Raw genomic sequence first — 16,680 nt, 5'->3', positions numbered from 1 at the left:
GTCAATTATATTTTTATAAATATTCATTCAATAAAAATAAAAGCTCCCTGTATAAGGAAGCTCTTCTTACTATTACTGAGGAATGGATTCTTCAGCGTTTATATAACCTGAACCATAAATATTCTTTTCTCGATCTCGCCAAACATCTGTGTTAGTCATTAATAATTTTTTGACTTCATCAGGGGTTAGTCTAGGGTTTGCTTCTTTCATTAACGCTACAACCCCAGCACAAATTGGAGTGGCCATCGAGGTTCCCGATAAAGTAAAATAATCATTCTCTACTCGACTGCTTTTTTGCAATTTATCTAAATAGGAATTCGGCGATCTTAATGAAACAATATTTACTCCAGGTGCTAATATATCTGGTTTTACTCCACCATAAATGGTTGGTCCCCGACTAGAGAAGCTTGCCACATCATCGTCACTTCTCTCTACCGTATTTCGATCATCAAGTGCTCCTACCGTTATTACTTTATCACTTAATCCAGGACTAGCGATCGTACTTTTTTCTGGTCCCTCATTCCCTGCAGCTACACAAACAACAATTCCAGCTGCCCACGCTTCCTCTACTATTTTAACCATTGGATCGTCATCTTCAGTTCGGTAGTTTTGCGCGGTACTTCCTAACGACATACTAATAATGTCGATTTTATTATTTGGGTTATTTTCATTATACTGAATACACCAGTCCACCCCTTGCATCACTGTTTCAAGTGAACCTGACCCCATTTTATCAAGTACCTTTACTCCTACCAAATTTGCCCTTGGAGCAGGCCCCGCATAATTTACAGAAGCAGAAGCAGCATCTCCTGCACAGTGCGTACCATGACCATTATCGTCATAAGCTTCTGTTCGATTATTGATAAAGTCAACAAAATCTGTAATTCTACCTGAAAGATCTGGATGCGGATATATTCCTGTATCTATGATGGCGATTTTCACACCGTTACCTGTTAGTATTGTCCCGTTTCTTACAATATTAGAAGCTTTTGCAGAGGATACTGCTACATTAAGAAAAGCCTTTACCTCACTATTGAGGTACACTCTTTTAATATGATTACAACTAGTCAGCATTTCTTCTAACCCACTAGGAGTTATGTCAGCACTACAGCAGGACACTCTAGGAAAATGACTCTTAATTTTATTTCTCATATGACGATTCATTATTCCATCTACTTCTTTACAACCAGTGTCGTAACATCCCTCTTGAAATTCAATAATAACCGAGTACTTTTTACTTCTTTTTAACATCCCTTCGAACATATTATGCAAAAAGCAAGGCGTCCATTTAAAGGGTTTATACATGTTCAATATTTGTTCCCTTAACGGTCGCTCCAGCTTATCCGCATGAGATCTTACCATTTGAACCATTGAATACCCGAACAATCAAATTCCCTCCTATCTTAATCATTCTTTTACAGATATATGAAGATGAGAGAGAGTTTGCGTCGGCGCTTGTCCAAGTTAGAAAAAATAAGGCGCATATCGGGAGCCATTCCAATTGTTACCGATAGAGTATAAAAAGAAGATCAGCGGGCTCTGAATACTAACCCCCCCACTCCGTAATTCCTGGCTATGCTTGGGCTGTCCGAAATGACTTCTCAAATCGGACTCCTTAATTCCTTACAATGGTGTTGCTGTCCGAATCAACTCCTCATTCGGACTCTGTAATTCCTTACAGTGCTTGGGCTGTCCGAATCAACCCCTCATTCGGACTCCGTAATTCCTTACAATGCTTGAGCTGTCCGAATCAACCCCTCATTCGGACTCCGTAATTCCTTACAATGCTTGGCCTGTCCGAATCAACCCCTCATTCGGACTCCTTAATTCCTTACAATGCTTGGACTGTCCGAATCGACCCCTCATTCGGACTCCGTAATTCCTTACAATGCTTGGACTGTCCGAATCAACCCCTCATTCGGACTCCTTAATTCCTTACAATGCTTGGACTGTCCGAATCGACCCCTCATTCGGACTCCGTAATTCCTTACAATGCTGTTGCTGTCCGAATCAACTCCTCATTCGGACTCCGTAATTCCTTACAATGCTGTTGCTGTCCGAATCAACCTCTCATTCGGACTCTGTAATTCCTTACAATGCTTGGGCTGTCCGAATCGACCCCTCATTCGAACTCAGAATAGAGGAAAAAGAACATCAACGGTCATAAGCATTAAAAAATCCTATTAATTTATGATATTAATAGGATCAATACTCATATTATTCGGTTATTTCAATATTAATCTTTTGACCTAGTTGGACATTTTCACTGTTTTGCAAGGAAACGGTTTGCCCCACTTTTAAATTGGTAAACACAATCGGAGTTACAACAGACAATGCCTTACTCCTGACCAACTCCAAATCTACTTTTAAAATTTTCTGTCCTGCTGTAACTTTTTCACCTTGTTTCACCAGTGACTTGAATCCATCCCCTTGCAAATGGACTGTATCAATACCGAAATGAATCAATACTTCTCTTCCATTAGCATCTATGATTCCTATTGCATGCTTTGTAGGCAATAAGGTAGCAACCTCTCCACTGATCGGTGATACAACCTCTCCACTAGTGGGATCGATAGCAAATCCATCACCAAGCATCTTTTTTGAAAATACTTCGTCCGGAACGGCTGTTAATGGTAACAATTTCCCATGTAACGGAGCTACAAACAAGTTTGTTTCTTGAAACTCAATAACAGAACTAGCTTCCGTTTTTATTCCAAACATTCTTTTTAAAATAGCAACCGCCCCCATTTTTATAATGTACTAGACTTAACTTTCGGTTTTGCTCCGATATTTTTATAGTTCTTTTTGCCTTTAGTAGACAGCAATACAAGGTATATTCCCACTGATACAAAAAGGATTCCAATAAATAGTTGAATCGTAATTGTTTCTCCTAAAAATAATGCGGCTATAATACTCGCAAGCAAAGGTTTTATCAAAAAAGACATGGCTCCTAGACTCGTGTCCAATGATTCTAGTGCTTTAAAATAGAGGTAAAATGCAATCCCTGTATTCACGATACAAATATAAACCATTTGTAACCATATAGGTTCTAAGTCAAACGAAAATGGTTCTATTCCCTTCCAATAGACTACTGGTAAAATCGCTAGAGCCCCAAATAAATCCGTAAAAGATGTCATCGCAGAACTACCTAATTTTTGTGATGTCTTTTTCCCGAAAACCGTATAAAAACTAAAGGCAATCATGCCAACTACTTGTAGAGCAATTCCAGCAATGATTTGTGGATGTGATAGGTTTCCCGTACCACCTAGGGCGACAAGGACACCTATAATCCCAATCGTCAGACCAATCATCTTTTTAACAGATAGATTTTCTTTTAATATGAAGGAAGAAATTAGTGCCACAAAAATGGGATTGGCACTAATTATTACTGCTGACAGGTTAGCATTTGTGTACTGATAACCGATTTGAATCATGTTCATACTAATCGCTACATTCAAAATTCCCAAAGCAATCATAGAGAGGTAATCTTTGCCCGATATATTTTGGTTTCTCTTTTTTAAATCCACAATCGCAAATGGAAGTAAAAAGAGTCCGCCCGTTAAAAACCTTATGAATGTTAACTGCGTTGCGTCAATATAACCAATTACTGTCTTACTAACTACCTCGAAGGAACTAAAGCTGATGATCGCAATTGATAACCATAGGATTGATAGTTTATCATTCTTCATTTATGCTCCAATCTCAAAAGTCATTAAACGATTCTTTGTCGACTTTCCACTTTATTTTCGTTGGCTTTTTCCTTCTGCCGCTCTAATCTTCGTTTCAGAATTTTTCTACCTGGGCATTTCGGTGGAGTGTTATGCCACATGCACTGCCTACAAACAAGACATTTACCCGTATCCTGATTTGCCTTTGCATCATTTGCCCAGTTTGGATTAACCAGCATACTTCTTCCAATATTCACTGCATCAACACCTGTTACCTTTAGGATCTCTTCGGCCATTTCCGGAGTCTTAATTCCGTTTACAGTGAAAACAGGTACATTGACATGTTTCTTAATTTCAGCTGCGGCATAAATTACATCCTTATAAGGATAATCTTCGGGTACGTAGCTATCAAATTCCCCTGTACAGCCATAAGAAATATTAAGATAATCAATTCCATGCTTCTCTAACTCTTTTGCATGGGCGATTCCATCTTCCAGAGTTGGTTCAAAAGCACCTAATCGGATTCCGATAATAAATGTTTCTGGAACAATCTCTCTAATTCGATTGATAATCTCGATTACAAATAATGATCGATTTTGTCCATACTCATCTGTTCTTTTGTTCACACGAGAATTAAAGAACTGGCAGATTAAGTATCGATGGGCTCCATGCAGTTCAATTCCATCGTATCCAGCCTTCCATATCCTTACGGCCGCATTCACAAAATCATCCTGAATTCTTTTAATATGTTCCAATGTTAATGGTGTTCCTGTTCGGAACCGGTCGTTTTTTGTACAGCTATATTCACTTGGACAAAATGTCTCTTCTTCTATTGCAGTTACACCCGCATGACAAATCTGTGCTAGAATTGTTGTTCCCTCTGCATGTACAGCATCTGCAATTTTCTTTAAGCCCGGAATATGTTCATCACTCCATACACCCAACTGGTCATCAGCTACTTTCCCGTAAGTGGATGGACTTGCAGCCTCTTGAATAATTAGTCCCGTACCTCCTTTAGCGAAGCTAACATAATGCTCAATATTTTTCTCTGACACCATCCCGATTTCATCACTGTAACTTCCAATGACCATCGATGGGAGACAGATTCGGTTCTTAATGACTGTGTGGTTAATTTGTAATGGTTCAAACAGCAAGCTCATTTAATCCTTCCTTCTTCACTGTATTTTCTTTCGTTCCTAGTACCCAAGCTGCTCCAAATGAAACGATGAATGATACTGCAACCACCGCAAGAGCTCCATAGAAGTTATTCATTGTTCCGTCTGCTGGTATGAAAGTGACAATGGAAGCTAAACTTGGAGAAACAATTGCGTAACCAGCTACTTTAAGGAACCCGCAAAGCAGACCTCCAACTCCCCCTCCAATCACAGCTGCCACTAAAGGACGCTTCATCGGGAATAGGATTCCATACACCCCTGGTTCCGTAATTCCTAACAGTCCAGTGACTCCAGTAGAGATACCAATACTTCGAAGTGATGGAGCACTAGCTTTTAAGCCAACGGATAAACATGCCGCACCAACCGCAATATTTGCTGATAACATCCCCGCAACAATTAATGGATCAAAGTTCTTTGCTGCAAAAATAGCGAATAAGACTGGATATAATGCATTGTTCATTCCGAAGAAAACAAGGAATGGAGTAGCTGCACCGATGACAAGTACGGCTAAAGGTGGAGCCATATTATAAAGTCCATATACTCCGTTTGAAAAATAAGTACCAATAATGTCACCAATAGGTCCTAATACAATTAAAGTAACTGGGATTGTAATAATCATAGTAAGTAGAGGTAAAAATACGGTTTTAATCACTGCCGGTATTCTCTTATCAAAGAATTTATATACAACGGACATAAACGCAACCGCTAGAAGAACGGGAAAAACGGTTGTATTGTAAGTCGTTTGGTGAATACTGATTCCTAAAAAGGAAAGGCCTTCTGCTCCGTTGATGGTGGAGAAGAGTAAGATGGTTCCAAGAAACGCACCCAGGTAAGCATTCACATTTAATTTACGTGCTGCACTATATCCAATAAATACTGGAAGGAAATAAAAGGCTGCTTGGTTTACGGCTGAAAAGACAATGTATGTTCCTGAATCACTTTTCACTCCGAAGAAATTCGTCAAAATTGTTAATACTGCACCTGTTAGACCCCCTGCAATCAGGACGGGGATAATGGGTGAAAAGGTGCCTGCAATAAAATCTAATAATTTTACAAAGAAGCTTACCTTTCTACCTTCATCCATCTTCTGAACTTGATCCGTAGATTCTTTGAAATCACCTAATGTCATTAGTGAGTGGTAAACCGCGGAGACTTCGTTTCCAATGACAATTTGACACTCATTTCCTCTAATAACAACGCCTAATACACCAGGAATGGCCTTGATTTTTCCTTCGTCAATAATAGACGAATCATTCATTGTAAGACGTAAGCGTGTATAACAATGACTCGCCATCCTGACGTTCTTTTCTCCACCTACCGTTTCAAGAACTGCTTCAGCCAACTTCATCTTTGCATCATTTTTCGACATTCTTTCATCTCCCTACTCTTTTAATAGTTGCAATCATTTGGATCGCTCATCTTTCGCGTTAGATTTAGCCACTCGTAGGATTCGTTACGCGAAAAGGCTGAAGCTTTAATACTAGATTGTAAAAAAACAAGGATGCATTCGTTGAATAACATTCCCTGTTTTTTTAATTTTCTTACTATTTAAATTGTAATCTTGACAAAAGGTAAGAACAAATACGTATAAAAAATGTGAGATATAAGCACAGCTTATTTCAGAAAACTTTTTTCTGGTTCAACTATATGTTTAGAGTAACTAGATATAATTTTTTCAATAAATTCATCTGCGCCACCATAAGGAAATCTAGAGTTAAAAGATTCATGATTGCTGCCATACTCCGTTTTATTGACAGCGTAATAATAAAAGCCATTTGTATAGGCCATGACAAAAGTAGGCTTATCATCGGCATTTCGAAGCTTCTTAGCTAGCTGTGTATCAATTTCTCCTGGAATCGTCACAAGACGGAAGGAACCAAAATCATAGATAAAGCTAGACAGATCATAATGGATACGATCTAATCCTAATTTTTCATTTACGTCCACTAGAAAACAAGCCGAGATTAAAATAGCCTCTTGACTATTCGGGTCAAGGTTTTGGAGTTTTTCCTCTAACTCTACCTTTTTCGTAAGAAGGTAATCATTTTCTGCCGGAACATAATCAATGGTATATGGAACCTCTGTAATGACAACATCTGAAAAAGCGAGTTTTTGTGGCTTATTCTCCTCCACGATTTGCTTGGCAATCCCTTCTCCGATGCGAACGGTCTCCTCCCAGTCTCCTGCTCGCTTGGTTAAACGGGTACTAGTATCTCCTCCTTCCCCATTGGCAATGGCCACAGGAACACCATCGATTTCTTGCAAGTAACGACGGATCACTCCGAAAAAATCATTCGAAACAAGCAGATTTTTATTATCTAGCACCGTTGGATGGCATGCCATATTTAATAGCTTTGCTACTCCAAACCCTTCTTCATTTTTGAAGAGAAGTGACTCAATTTTATCAAAATATTCTACATCCAAACCTTGTCTACTACAGTAAAAACCCTCAATTTGATGGCTATCCCACGTGACTTCTGCTTCCTTTTTATGAGAAAGGCAATACGCAGTATTTTCAATCATCTTTTCTATCAATAACTCTAGATACTCTTGATTTGGCTCAAGATCTTCATTCATTCCTGTAGACACTAACGGACTGGCATGTGTATGTGAACAGCCAATGATAAACTGATTTTCGTCCATGTCAAAATGTTTTGATAATGCAGACTTTGCACGATCTCCAAAGGATTGTTCAATCATAATGATGTCAGGAATGTGAATCACCACTCCCTTTCCGTTTTCAGCCTCAATGTATAACGTATCTAATAGAAGGTTGTCTCTAGCTCCGTAAGCCGTTCGCATCGGATCGAGTACTTCACCGTTTTCGTTCTTTTGAAATAAACTAAATCTTACTTCATGATAACCTTCCATTTTGCACGGAAACTCCGGATTAATGATAGCTTTTGCCATGCTTACTTTTAACATATAGAACTCCTCCTATTAATTTTTTCTATTAATCTCTTTCTACTTTAAAGGCATAAGTCTTGTTCAACAGATAGGGGCGCATATATCCATTGATATTGGATAATGGCAAAATTTCTGGTTTCAATTGAATTCCAAGTGTGTGAATCATATAATCTCGTCTTGCTTGGATTCGTTCCCATACATCAGGATAGGTTGTGGCTAGCTCTTTTCTAAGCTCCTCATTAGCTATAGCTACCCCATCCTCGGCATTGGCTCCACCATAGCCTGAAACACTTGGAATAATATCCATCTGAAATAACATTCCGCTTGAAACAGCAATATCCGATCCTGGGTAAATAGGGGAAGACATCCATTCTTCTCCAGCCGTTAAATGTCCTGGATTAAGTTTCCACCCATATTTTGATTTTGGTAGTACAGATTCTATTAAGTCGTACATTTCCTGTCCGGTTATGCCAATTGCCATATTTTCATACCAAGTAACACTCGCTGCATAGTAGGGTCTTGCGACAACATCTAAATAATCTTCTACCTCTATTGGTAGCTCCTCTTTAGTAGAAACAACATAAGCTGAACGGCTAGTTAGACCCCCTCGATATCCGAGAGTTGAGGCAAATTTATCTCCTATGCTTACCTTTTTTGCCCTCGGAGCAACAACTGCGTTTGTAAATCGGTCCCCTGTAGCGCAGATGGTCTGTACATTGTTCGGCTGTCCATAAACGGCCAACTCGCTAGCAAGTTCCATTTCTGTTAGTCCTGGCTTAAGTTTATCCAGCACTTGGAGAACACAAGACGAAGCCACAGATGCCCCAAATTCATAGTGAGCAATTTCGTTTGCATTCATATTAACTCGAACACCTTTTCCAGGATGAATAAACAGGGATGTCGCATTCCACACTCGTCCAGACTCACCCACAACCTTTTCCACCGCATGAACAATAAAGTAGGGAACATCAAAGATTTGTTCGTTATCTTCTAAGGAACTAGTGAACAATTTCCATCCAGCAATTCCCGCACTCATTCCTTCTGATACTCCTGCCGACTTGATTAACTCAGCTAGTGTTTTTGTGTTTCCCATCGGTTGGTTCGGAAGAGAAAAATAGGGTGTATGTACCACTTCGACTGCAATCCTGCTATACCGCCCCATTCGTACGGATTCATTTCCTAATAACATATAGGCCTTTCCACAACTGTGTAAAACGAGAACAGCTTCTTCAAATCTCGGTTCAAATCCAGCAAGATAGCCAAAATTTGTCCCATGCTCCCGATCGGCGTACACAAACAGGACATCCATCTTATCCTCTTTCATACGTTTGAGGACTTTTTCTTTATGATGTTGTATCGTCTCATCGGTTAAATCCACTGGTACCTTTGCTGGCTCCGTGGTTGGAGCTGGTACCTCGCTATAAGTGATGGTTTCCATTAAAGTTGTCATATATATGCTCCTATCTAATTTTTATCCAAACGTTTAACTGACCTCTTGCATCCTCTCATGCACTTCTTTAAATAAATCAATGAAAATTGACATAGGTGTAGATAAATGGGCCGTTTTGTTATAGGTAAGCCCGAAACTTCGATTTACTTGCGGGATATCCAGCGGCAACTCGATTAACGATCCTTCCTCTAGTTCATCTAACACGAAATTTTTTATCACATATCCGATTCCCATTCCCATTTTAGAAAAATCAATTAGCAAATCCATATTAGAGACTTCAAGGGTATGTCCGATAGTAAAACCATTTTGAAAAAAATACTGATCAACGCTTTGTCTAAGTGGATGTGTTTTATGGAGTAACATTAAATTGCCAAAAGCAAAATAATCAAAAATATTTTTGGCCTCACGAAGCTTTAAGTTATTAATGTAAGAGGGAGTTGCAACAAAGATGTATTTGTATTGCATGAAAGGATAGTATTCAAACATGTTCTTTTTCATAGGTTCTGTGGTTATGCCAATATCAAGACCATACTCTTCTAGCATATTAAATGTTTGATAGGAGGACTGGTTAATGAGAGAAATCTCAATATAAGGATGTTCTTCAATAAACTTTTTCAGAAATGGTCTCATCACAAAATGACACATCGTTGTGCTTAAGCCTATACTGATCCTGCCAATTTTCCGATTTTCTGTCTGTTTAATCTCGAACTCGCCTTTCTCCAAAATGTCAAAGGCTGATTTTACATGCTTATAAAATAGCTCTCCTTTTTCTGTAAGCTGAACGCCTCTACTTTTTCGCATAAATAATGTGACGCCTAAGCTACTCTCAAGATTATTGATGGCGTTACTAACAGCTGGTTGGCTAATATAGAGATTTTTTGCAGCATGAGTTATATTCCCTAGTCTTGCCACTTCACTAAATATGCGATAGAGCTGTATATTTTGTTCACTCAACTGCTCTCACTCCCCGATCATGGTTTCAGTACATAATTTTCAATTGCACATGCTACACCATCTTCATCGTTTGATGTGGTAATAAATTTAGCAAGCTCCTTAATACTTTCACTAGCATTCCCCATTGCAACCGTATATCCGAAGTCCACGGTAAGCATTGACCGGTCATTTTCACTATCACCAATCACCATGACCTCGTTCATTTCAATTCCTTTTGCTTTTGCATAGCGAGCGACAGCTGCTCCTTTTTGAGCACCTGACACAGTAATTTCAGCATTAAAGGCATAGGAGAATTCTACTGAAATCCCATTTATTTTTGATAGTTCTTCTCTGAGCTCTGTTATGAGTGGAATATCCATTTTGGCCGTACATATTTTATAGATCCTAGTACCTTTGGAAAATACTTCTTCAAGTTTCACTTCCTGTTTCGTCGTTTCCATTAATACATTAGCAAAATATAAACATTCCTCTTTATCATGGAGGATCTTTCCATGAATTTGCGTTTCCATCCATTCATCAAAGAGATACTCACTTGCCTTTTCGGGAGTAAAGTTTGTCATTCTCCCTTCCGATGTAAAAAGCTCCATATAAATATCTCTTTTTTCGAAGCTTTCTTTAATGCTATTGGCTAGCTCGTGAGTGAAGTAAATCTCTTCATGGATACTGCCATCAGCTTTGTATGTCGATGCACCACTTGCACAAATAAAATCACAGGAAATTCCCGCATCTATTAAAGGCTGCCGGGACATACTGTAATCCCTTCCTGTACATACAACAAACTCAATTCCTTTTTCCTGTATCGTCTTAATCACCGAAGTTGTATAGGTAGAAATATTCCCTTTCTTGTCTAAAAGCGTTCCATCTAAATCAACCGCCACTAATTTAACCATATTGATACCTCTTCTAAAAAGTTTTATATAATAATAGAAAGCCCGCACTCGCGAACTTTCTATGGGTACTTGAATTAGACCTGTACTTTATTTAAAGCATCGAAGTATTCTTTATCATGTGGATACATCGGACGAATGAGATTTTTAAACTCTAGCTTTTCAACATTCTGGAAGGTAATTCCAGGGGTTAATGCCATAATGTCTCTTCCAGCTAGCTCTAGCTCCTCCGTATACAGATAGCCTTGTTTTACCACGATAATGTCGTAATCCTTGTAGTCTAAGCCAGCTGTTTCAAACTGTTGAATTTCTCGAAAAGCCGTGAGATGGTTGGCTACGACAACAAAGATTTCTGTCCCATCGATTTTCACTGTTACGGTATCTCCAATTTTATGAGGATAGGCGTAGAAGGTATTTAAATCTCCCATTGCAGTTATCACCCCAGTAATATCAACTGGCTGAGATTCCTCATCAATGGCCATTCCAAGTGAAAAGCTGACTTGATCACCTATTTTCTGTGTCATTAACTTTTCACATGCTTTTGGGTCGTTAATCGTTGCAAATAAAACCTTTTTATTGTTTAATTCTCGAGCAAGGAACATTTTTAATAGACGAGTATTATAGGCAAACGATCCACCGGTTGCATTATCACCAGCATCTGTCATAAACACTGGCCATTTGTCGGTGGTAATAGCTTCCTCAACCGCTTCGTCTGGTTCAAGTGCATACCCAGTGAAATGAAATACATCTCTTTTCTCCATTACAAAATCTGCTATTTCCTTTGCTTTTTGTGCTGCCAGCTCCTGATACTCGTCACTTTCAGGAACGACAATCACACCAGCCCCACATAGTGCACTATCCGCATGACTGTACCCTATATGATAGGAAGCACTCATAATTCCTTCAAGTGTTTCGGTTTTATCTAAGAGCTCATTAATCCAGCACATCGGTTCATCCGCTGACACACTTCTTTGTCCTCCTACTAAAATCGGAACACGAACATATTCTGGTTTTAGGGGTCTTGGATTTTTTAGTAGTTTAACAAATAACTCGGCGACATCATGATGACACTCTTCTCTATCCCAGTGTGGTGATTGACGATAGCAGCGAATAATATTTGCAAGTTGAGTATACCGTTCCGTTACATTTCCATGAGGATCCATCGTAATTGCGATTGGCATATCAAACCCAACAATTTCACGTATTCTTTCAAGAATATACAGCTCACCCGCATCCTCTTCTAAGTCCACTACATGACTGGCACCGTGAAGAAAGAGTAAGATGCCATCAAGTTCATCTTTTCTTTCTCTGACCGTATCGATAATCTTATTCGCTATAAACATAAATGCATCTTTTTCTATGTATCCATTCGCTCCACCATTTGCATAAATAGTAGGTATGGCTTCAATTCCATTTGCTTCAAAAACATCCTCACAAAACATATATTTGAGAACAACGTCATCATACCCGATATCGAACTGATCAAGCGTCTCATAAAACGGGTTCCATGAATTCGATTCAGCAGTAAATGATCCAATTAATACTTTCATACAATTCCTCCTAGAATTTATTTTTGAATTTTTTGAATCCTTAATATAAATCAATCTTACTTACCCTTTTGCCATAAAACAAATACGCATAAATTATGTGAGTTATAACTACAAGTTATTGCAATGCTAGTCCTCGAGATTTATAGACATTCTATTACTATAAATATTGGCTTACAAAGTACTTGTAAGATTCTTTGCCAAGGTATATCTATTTGAATGTCAGATTTTTTTATAAAAAAAGCTCTATCACCTTTGTGATAAGAGCTTCCGACTAATTTTTCCCCAAAAATACTTCATGTTCATGCTGAAGCAACCATTCCTTCCGCCACAATCCACCCGCATAACCTGTAAGCTGCCCACTAGACCCAATGATTCTATGGCATGGGATGACAATACTGAGCTTGTTTCTACCATTTGCATGACCAACTGCTCTAATTGCTTTTTCATTGTCAATCCTAATAGCTAGCTCCTTATAAGTTCCTGTTTCACCAAACGGAATACTGACTAATGCCTTCCACACAGTTTGCTGAAAATTTGTTCCATCTAATTTATAAGGAAAGGTGAATACTTGACGTTTTCCCTTAAAATATTCATCGATTTGATTCAAACATTCTTTCAATACTTTCGGTGTTTCCTCTTGAATCGTATTTTGAATCTCTTCCCGGTCTACGAACATGATGGAATAAATCTCATTCATTGATCCGATAATTTCTACTACTCCTATTGGTGACAGATAATCGATTATATATCTATTAATCATAAAGAGACCTCCATAAATAGAAAGTCGCATACGATTGCCAACCTTCCCAATTTGTCGCGATTGCCCTAATATCATGAATCGTTGGTTTATTCTCTAGTCCTAATTGGAGCTTTAATGCATTATGAAGTCCTACGTCTGCAATCGGAAACGAAGAGTATTGGTGAAAGCATTTCATCATCACATAATTCGCAGTCCATGCCCCTACTCCCCGGATCTTCATTAACTGGGTGTGAAGTTCATGATACTCCTGTTTTTTCAATCTTTCTTTTGTCATTTCACCGCTTACCATCATCTTTGCAATTCCTATGATATATTCCGCTTTCCTAGTCGTAAATTGAAGATTTCTTAAATCCTCTACCTTTACATTTGCGATTACCTCATATGTAGGATATATCCAATACGTATCTCCTTCAAAAGTTAGACTCTTTCCGTAACTCTCAACCAAACGTTTTTTAAGTAAGTAGGCGAACGATAAATTGATTTGTTGGCCCATAATCGCCCAAGTAAGGGCCTCGAATAAGTCAGGAATCCCTATCATTCGCAACCCATAATATTTCTCTACCATTCTCTTTAAAAGTTGGTCCTCATTTGCCATTTGATAAAATTCTTCTAAATCTGAATGGAGATCAAACCACTCCTCAATGTGAGTGACTACCTGTATTCGTTTGCTAATATTTGGTGCACCTAACGGAAATTCAACTTTTATAATGCCTTCAGCTTCAGAAATCTTAACTAAAATCATTTCATCCTCAATGAGCAACAATTTATATAAATAACCATCATTAAGTCGATGAAGAACCTCTTCTTGAGATCGTCCTAAAAACACCAGGCACTCTGCAAAACTAAATACTTGTGGTGGTAATATTTCAAGATGTGACTCGTAATTGATCCACTTCATCTAACCTGTTCCTCCTTACTTGCTGTACGATATTCACTAGGGGAACAAGCCTTCACATTTCGAAATACTTTGTAAAAATTTGATGAGCTCTGGAATCCTGTCTCATAACAAATTTCTAAATTTGATCGGTCCGTATATTTTAAAAGATGTGCTGCTTTATCAACTCGTATTTTTTCCAGATAGGACCTAGGAGTTTCCGATGTTTCCTTCTTGAATAACCTATTAATATAGAAAGAACTTACTCCCACGTGATTAGCTACATCATCAAGTAGTAATGGTTCCTTATAATGTGAAACTAAGAAGGAGATTACCTTCGTTATTAGTTCATCGTTTGGAGAAAGAGGTGCATCCGGCTTACATCTTTTACATGCACGAAAGCCGGCCTGTTCTACTTTTTTCATGTCATCGTAAAATTCTACATTGCATTTTTTGGGCTTTCTCGATCGACAGGAGGGTCTGCAGTATATTTTTGTTGTTTTTACTGCTGTATAAAACAGTCCATCGTAAGTATGATCACATGCAATAATTTTCTCCCACATCTCTTCAAAAGAAAGATTGATTTCTCGCATAAAAATTATCCCTCCTAGGCAATCATTTTTGTTCATAACGATATCTCAAGTTTACCAACACGATGTTCCTCCTTCCTCCTCATTCTTGCACTTATGGTGACGTACAAGTAAAAATTGATAAAGATCTTGTTTGCTTTAAAATCATTTTCCCAAAAAAAGTGGTTTAATAATGGATTCTCTTTCATGAAAAGAGAATCTTTTTTGATATGAAGGTTGATTGGCCAATTAATGCACGTTTGATGGTATGATTTGGACACAGGTGCCTTTCTAGTTCATATTTCTGTCCGAATAAGGGGTTGATTTGGACTCGGACAACCTTCATAATCGAGTCCCTGTCCTTTTGAGGGCTGCATTCGGACTCGAACTCTCTTCCTAATCGAGTCCCTGTCCCTATCAGGGCTGCATTCGGACTCAAACTCTCCTCATAATCGAGTCCCTGTCCCTATGAGGGCTGCATTCGGACTCAAACTCTCTTCCTAATCGAGTCCCTGTCCTTATCAGGGCTGCATTCGGACTCAAACTCTCTTCCTAATCGAGTCCCTGTCCTTATGAGGGCTTCTTTCGGACTCGAACTCTCTTCATAATCGAGTCCCTGTCCTTATCAGGGCTTCATTCGGACTCGAACTCTCTTCCTAATCGAGTCCCTGTCCTTATCAGGGCTGCTTTCGGACTCAACCTCCTTTCCTAATCCAGTCCCTGTCCTTATCAGTACTTCTTTCGGACTCAACATCCATCCCAAACATAGTTAATAGTTGAATAAGACCAAAGGGTATGGCAAAATATGCTTGTACACATTCGTGAAAGCGTGCACATTTTGCTTATGATCGGTTAATGAGTTGATAATAGGAGTATAAGGAACTATTCACTCAACAATTATCCTATCGTACACTTGGGAGGGAATATACTTGAGAACGATTAGACTAGGAAACAGCACATTAGAGGTACCAGTTGTTGCAGTTGGCTGTATGAGAATAAGCGCACTTGAAAAATCCGAGGTTGAGCGCTTTATAAAAACAGCATTAGAAGAAGGAGCTAACTTCTTTGATCATGCGGACATATATGGTGGTGGTGCTTGTGAAGAAATATTTGCAGATGCTATCAACATGAATGATGATATTCGTGAAAAAATGATCCTTCAATCCAAATGCGGTATAAGAAAAGGGATGTTTGATTTCTCTAAAGAATACATATTAGAGTCAGTGGACGGCATTTTAAAACGCCTGAAAACCGATTATCTGGATACACTTCTTCTACACCGTCCGGATACTTTGGTGGAGCCTGAAGAAGTAGCCGAAGCCTTTGATATCCTTGAAACATCAGGCAAGGTCCGTCATTTCGGTGTGTCTAACCAAAATCCGATGCAAATTCAACTTCTGAAAAAGTACGTAAAGCAACCTATTGTAGCTAACCAACTACAATTTAGTATCACAAACGCCACGATGATTTCTAGTGGAATTAACGTGAATATGGAAAATGAGTCAGCCATCAACCGTGATGGCAGCGTTCTTGATTTCTGTCGACTAAATGACATTACGATTCAACCTTGGTCTCCCTTCCAATACGGTTTCTTTGAAGGAACCTTCTTAGGAAATGAAAAATTCCCTGAGTTGAATCAACAAATTAATCAACTTGCAGAAAAATATAATGTAAGCAATACAACGATTGCGATTGCATGGATTTTACGTCATCCTGCAAAGATGCAACCTGTTGTGGGTACAACGAATCTAGATAGATTACAGGATTGCATCCAAGCTAGCGAAGTCCACCTTACTCGTGAAGAATGGTATAGCATTTATCGTGCGGCAGGAAATATCCTTCCATAAAACTCTAGACAAACACACTCGCACTACAAGGACGAGTGT

At 38.7% G+C, this 16,680-nt stretch carries 14 protein-coding genes; 1 reads left to right on the top strand and 13 read right to left on the bottom strand.

The features are described 5' to 3' along the window. Positions 1 to 72: 72 nt before the first annotated feature. The 13 genes from ACGLXV_RS19540 to ACGLXV_RS19480 form a co-directional block, all read right to left on the bottom strand. Positions 73 to 1,386, bottom strand: coding sequence for a S8 family peptidase (locus tag ACGLXV_RS19540; protein ID WP_119706849.1), 1,314 nt, complete (start codon positions 1,384 to 1,386; stop codon positions 73 to 75). Between the two features lie 831 nt (positions 1,387 to 2,217). Next, the gene (locus ACGLXV_RS19535; RefSeq protein WP_391559986.1) at positions 2,218 to 2,748 is read right to left on the bottom strand and encodes a PTS sugar transporter subunit IIA; all 531 of its coding nucleotides are present in this window, start codon (positions 2,746 to 2,748) and stop codon (positions 2,218 to 2,220) included. A gap of 2 nt (positions 2,749 to 2,750) precedes the next feature. Then, positions 2,751 to 3,689, bottom strand: a complete 939-nt coding sequence (locus tag ACGLXV_RS19530; RefSeq protein WP_391559985.1) for a DMT family transporter — start codon at positions 3,687 to 3,689, stop codon at positions 2,751 to 2,753. Positions 3,690 to 3,712: 23 nt separating this feature from the next. Next, positions 3,713 to 4,828, bottom strand: a complete 1,116-nt coding sequence (locus ACGLXV_RS19525) for an oxidoreductase (RefSeq protein WP_391559984.1) — start codon at positions 4,826 to 4,828, stop codon at positions 3,713 to 3,715. Then, entirely contained in the window at positions 4,812 to 6,212 is a 1,401-nt protein-coding gene (locus ACGLXV_RS19520; RefSeq protein ID WP_391559983.1) for a PTS transporter subunit EIIC, read from the bottom strand. The genes ACGLXV_RS19525 and ACGLXV_RS19520 overlap by 17 nt, the downstream gene beginning before the upstream one ends. Before the next feature lie 245 nt (positions 6,213 to 6,457). Further along, entirely contained in the window at positions 6,458 to 7,768 is a 1,311-nt protein-coding gene (locus tag ACGLXV_RS19515; protein ID WP_391559982.1) for a hypothetical protein, read from the bottom strand. 28 nt (positions 7,769 to 7,796) lie between these two features. Beyond that, a complete protein-coding gene (locus ACGLXV_RS19510) occupies positions 7,797 to 9,200 on the bottom strand; it encodes a M24 family metallopeptidase (RefSeq protein ID WP_391559981.1) in 1,404 nt (467 codons plus the stop codon). Between the two features lie 33 nt (positions 9,201 to 9,233). Then, entirely contained in the window at positions 9,234 to 10,154 is a 921-nt protein-coding gene (locus ACGLXV_RS19505; protein ID WP_391559980.1) for a LysR family transcriptional regulator, read from the bottom strand. A 17-nt stretch (positions 10,155 to 10,171) separates the two neighbouring features. Next, entirely contained in the window at positions 10,172 to 11,044 is an 873-nt protein-coding gene (locus tag ACGLXV_RS19500; RefSeq protein ID WP_391559979.1) for a Cof-type HAD-IIB family hydrolase, read from the bottom strand. Positions 11,045 to 11,118: 74 nt separating this feature from the next. Continuing rightward, positions 11,119 to 12,591 (bottom strand): M81 family metallopeptidase, encoded by a 1,473-nt coding sequence (locus ACGLXV_RS19495; protein ID WP_391559978.1) that lies wholly within the window; start codon positions 12,589 to 12,591, stop codon positions 11,119 to 11,121. A gap of 271 nt (positions 12,592 to 12,862) precedes the next feature. Next, a complete protein-coding gene (locus tag ACGLXV_RS19490) occupies positions 12,863 to 13,351 on the bottom strand; it encodes a methylated-DNA--[protein]-cysteine S-methyltransferase (RefSeq protein ID WP_391559977.1) in 489 nt (162 codons plus the stop codon). Continuing rightward, on the bottom strand, positions 13,344 to 14,249 hold the full coding sequence (locus tag ACGLXV_RS19485; RefSeq protein ID WP_391559976.1) for a DNA-3-methyladenine glycosylase family protein: 906 nt from the start codon (positions 14,247 to 14,249) through the stop codon (positions 13,344 to 13,346). The genes ACGLXV_RS19490 and ACGLXV_RS19485 overlap by 8 nt, the downstream gene beginning before the upstream one ends. Then, positions 14,246 to 14,818 (bottom strand): bifunctional transcriptional activator/DNA repair enzyme AdaA, encoded by a 573-nt coding sequence (locus ACGLXV_RS19480; RefSeq protein ID WP_391559975.1) that lies wholly within the window; start codon positions 14,816 to 14,818, stop codon positions 14,246 to 14,248. Before ACGLXV_RS19480 ends, ACGLXV_RS19485 begins: the two co-directional genes overlap by 4 nt. A gap of 905 nt (positions 14,819 to 15,723) precedes the next feature. Between ACGLXV_RS19480 and ACGLXV_RS19475 the strand changes: the two genes are divergently transcribed. After that, complete coding sequence (locus ACGLXV_RS19475; protein ID WP_391559974.1) at positions 15,724 to 16,641, top strand: aldo/keto reductase; 918 nt, start codon at positions 15,724 to 15,726, stop codon at positions 16,639 to 16,641. The last annotated feature ends 39 nt before the right edge of the window (positions 16,642 to 16,680 follow it).

It is taken from the genome of Robertmurraya sp., assembly GCF_036676585.1.
In the GTDB taxonomy this organism is placed as follows: Bacteria; Bacillota; Bacilli; order Bacillales; family Cytobacillaceae; genus Robertmurraya_A.
This window is presented reverse-complemented; position numbering and strand designations above follow the sequence as displayed.

Excerpts from the sequence above, each read along its gene's own strand:
- ACGLXV_RS19535 (WP_391559986.1), bottom strand. The coding sequence starts at position 2,748 with ATGGGGGCGGTTGCTATTTTAAAAAGAATGTTTGGAATAAAAACGGAA.
- ACGLXV_RS19530 (WP_391559985.1), bottom strand. The coding sequence starts at position 3,689 with ATGAAGAATGATAAACTATCAATCCTATGGTTATCAATTGCGATCATC.
- ACGLXV_RS19525 (WP_391559984.1), bottom strand. The coding sequence starts at position 4,828 with ATGAGCTTGCTGTTTGAACCATTACAAATTAACCACACAGTCATTAAG.
- ACGLXV_RS19520 (WP_391559983.1), bottom strand. The coding sequence starts at position 6,212 with ATGTCGAAAAATGATGCAAAGATGAAGTTGGCTGAAGCAGTTCTTGAA.
- ACGLXV_RS19515 (WP_391559982.1), bottom strand. The coding sequence starts at position 7,768 with ATGTTAAAAGTAAGCATGGCAAAAGCTATCATTAATCCGGAGTTTCCG.
- ACGLXV_RS19510 (WP_391559981.1), bottom strand. The coding sequence starts at position 9,200 with ATGACAACTTTAATGGAAACCATCACTTATAGCGAGGTACCAGCTCCA.
- ACGLXV_RS19500 (WP_391559979.1), bottom strand. The coding sequence starts at position 11,044 with ATGGTTAAATTAGTGGCGGTTGATTTAGATGGAACGCTTTTAGACAAG.
- ACGLXV_RS19495 (WP_391559978.1), bottom strand. The coding sequence starts at position 12,591 with ATGAAAGTATTAATTGGATCATTTACTGCTGAATCGAATTCATGGAAC.
- ACGLXV_RS19490 (WP_391559977.1), bottom strand. The coding sequence starts at position 13,351 with ATGATTAATAGATATATAATCGATTATCTGTCACCAATAGGAGTAGTA.
- ACGLXV_RS19485 (WP_391559976.1), bottom strand. The coding sequence starts at position 14,249 with ATGAAGTGGATCAATTACGAGTCACATCTTGAAATATTACCACCACAA.
- ACGLXV_RS19480 (WP_391559975.1), bottom strand. The coding sequence starts at position 14,818 with ATGCGAGAAATCAATCTTTCTTTTGAAGAGATGTGGGAGAAAATTATT.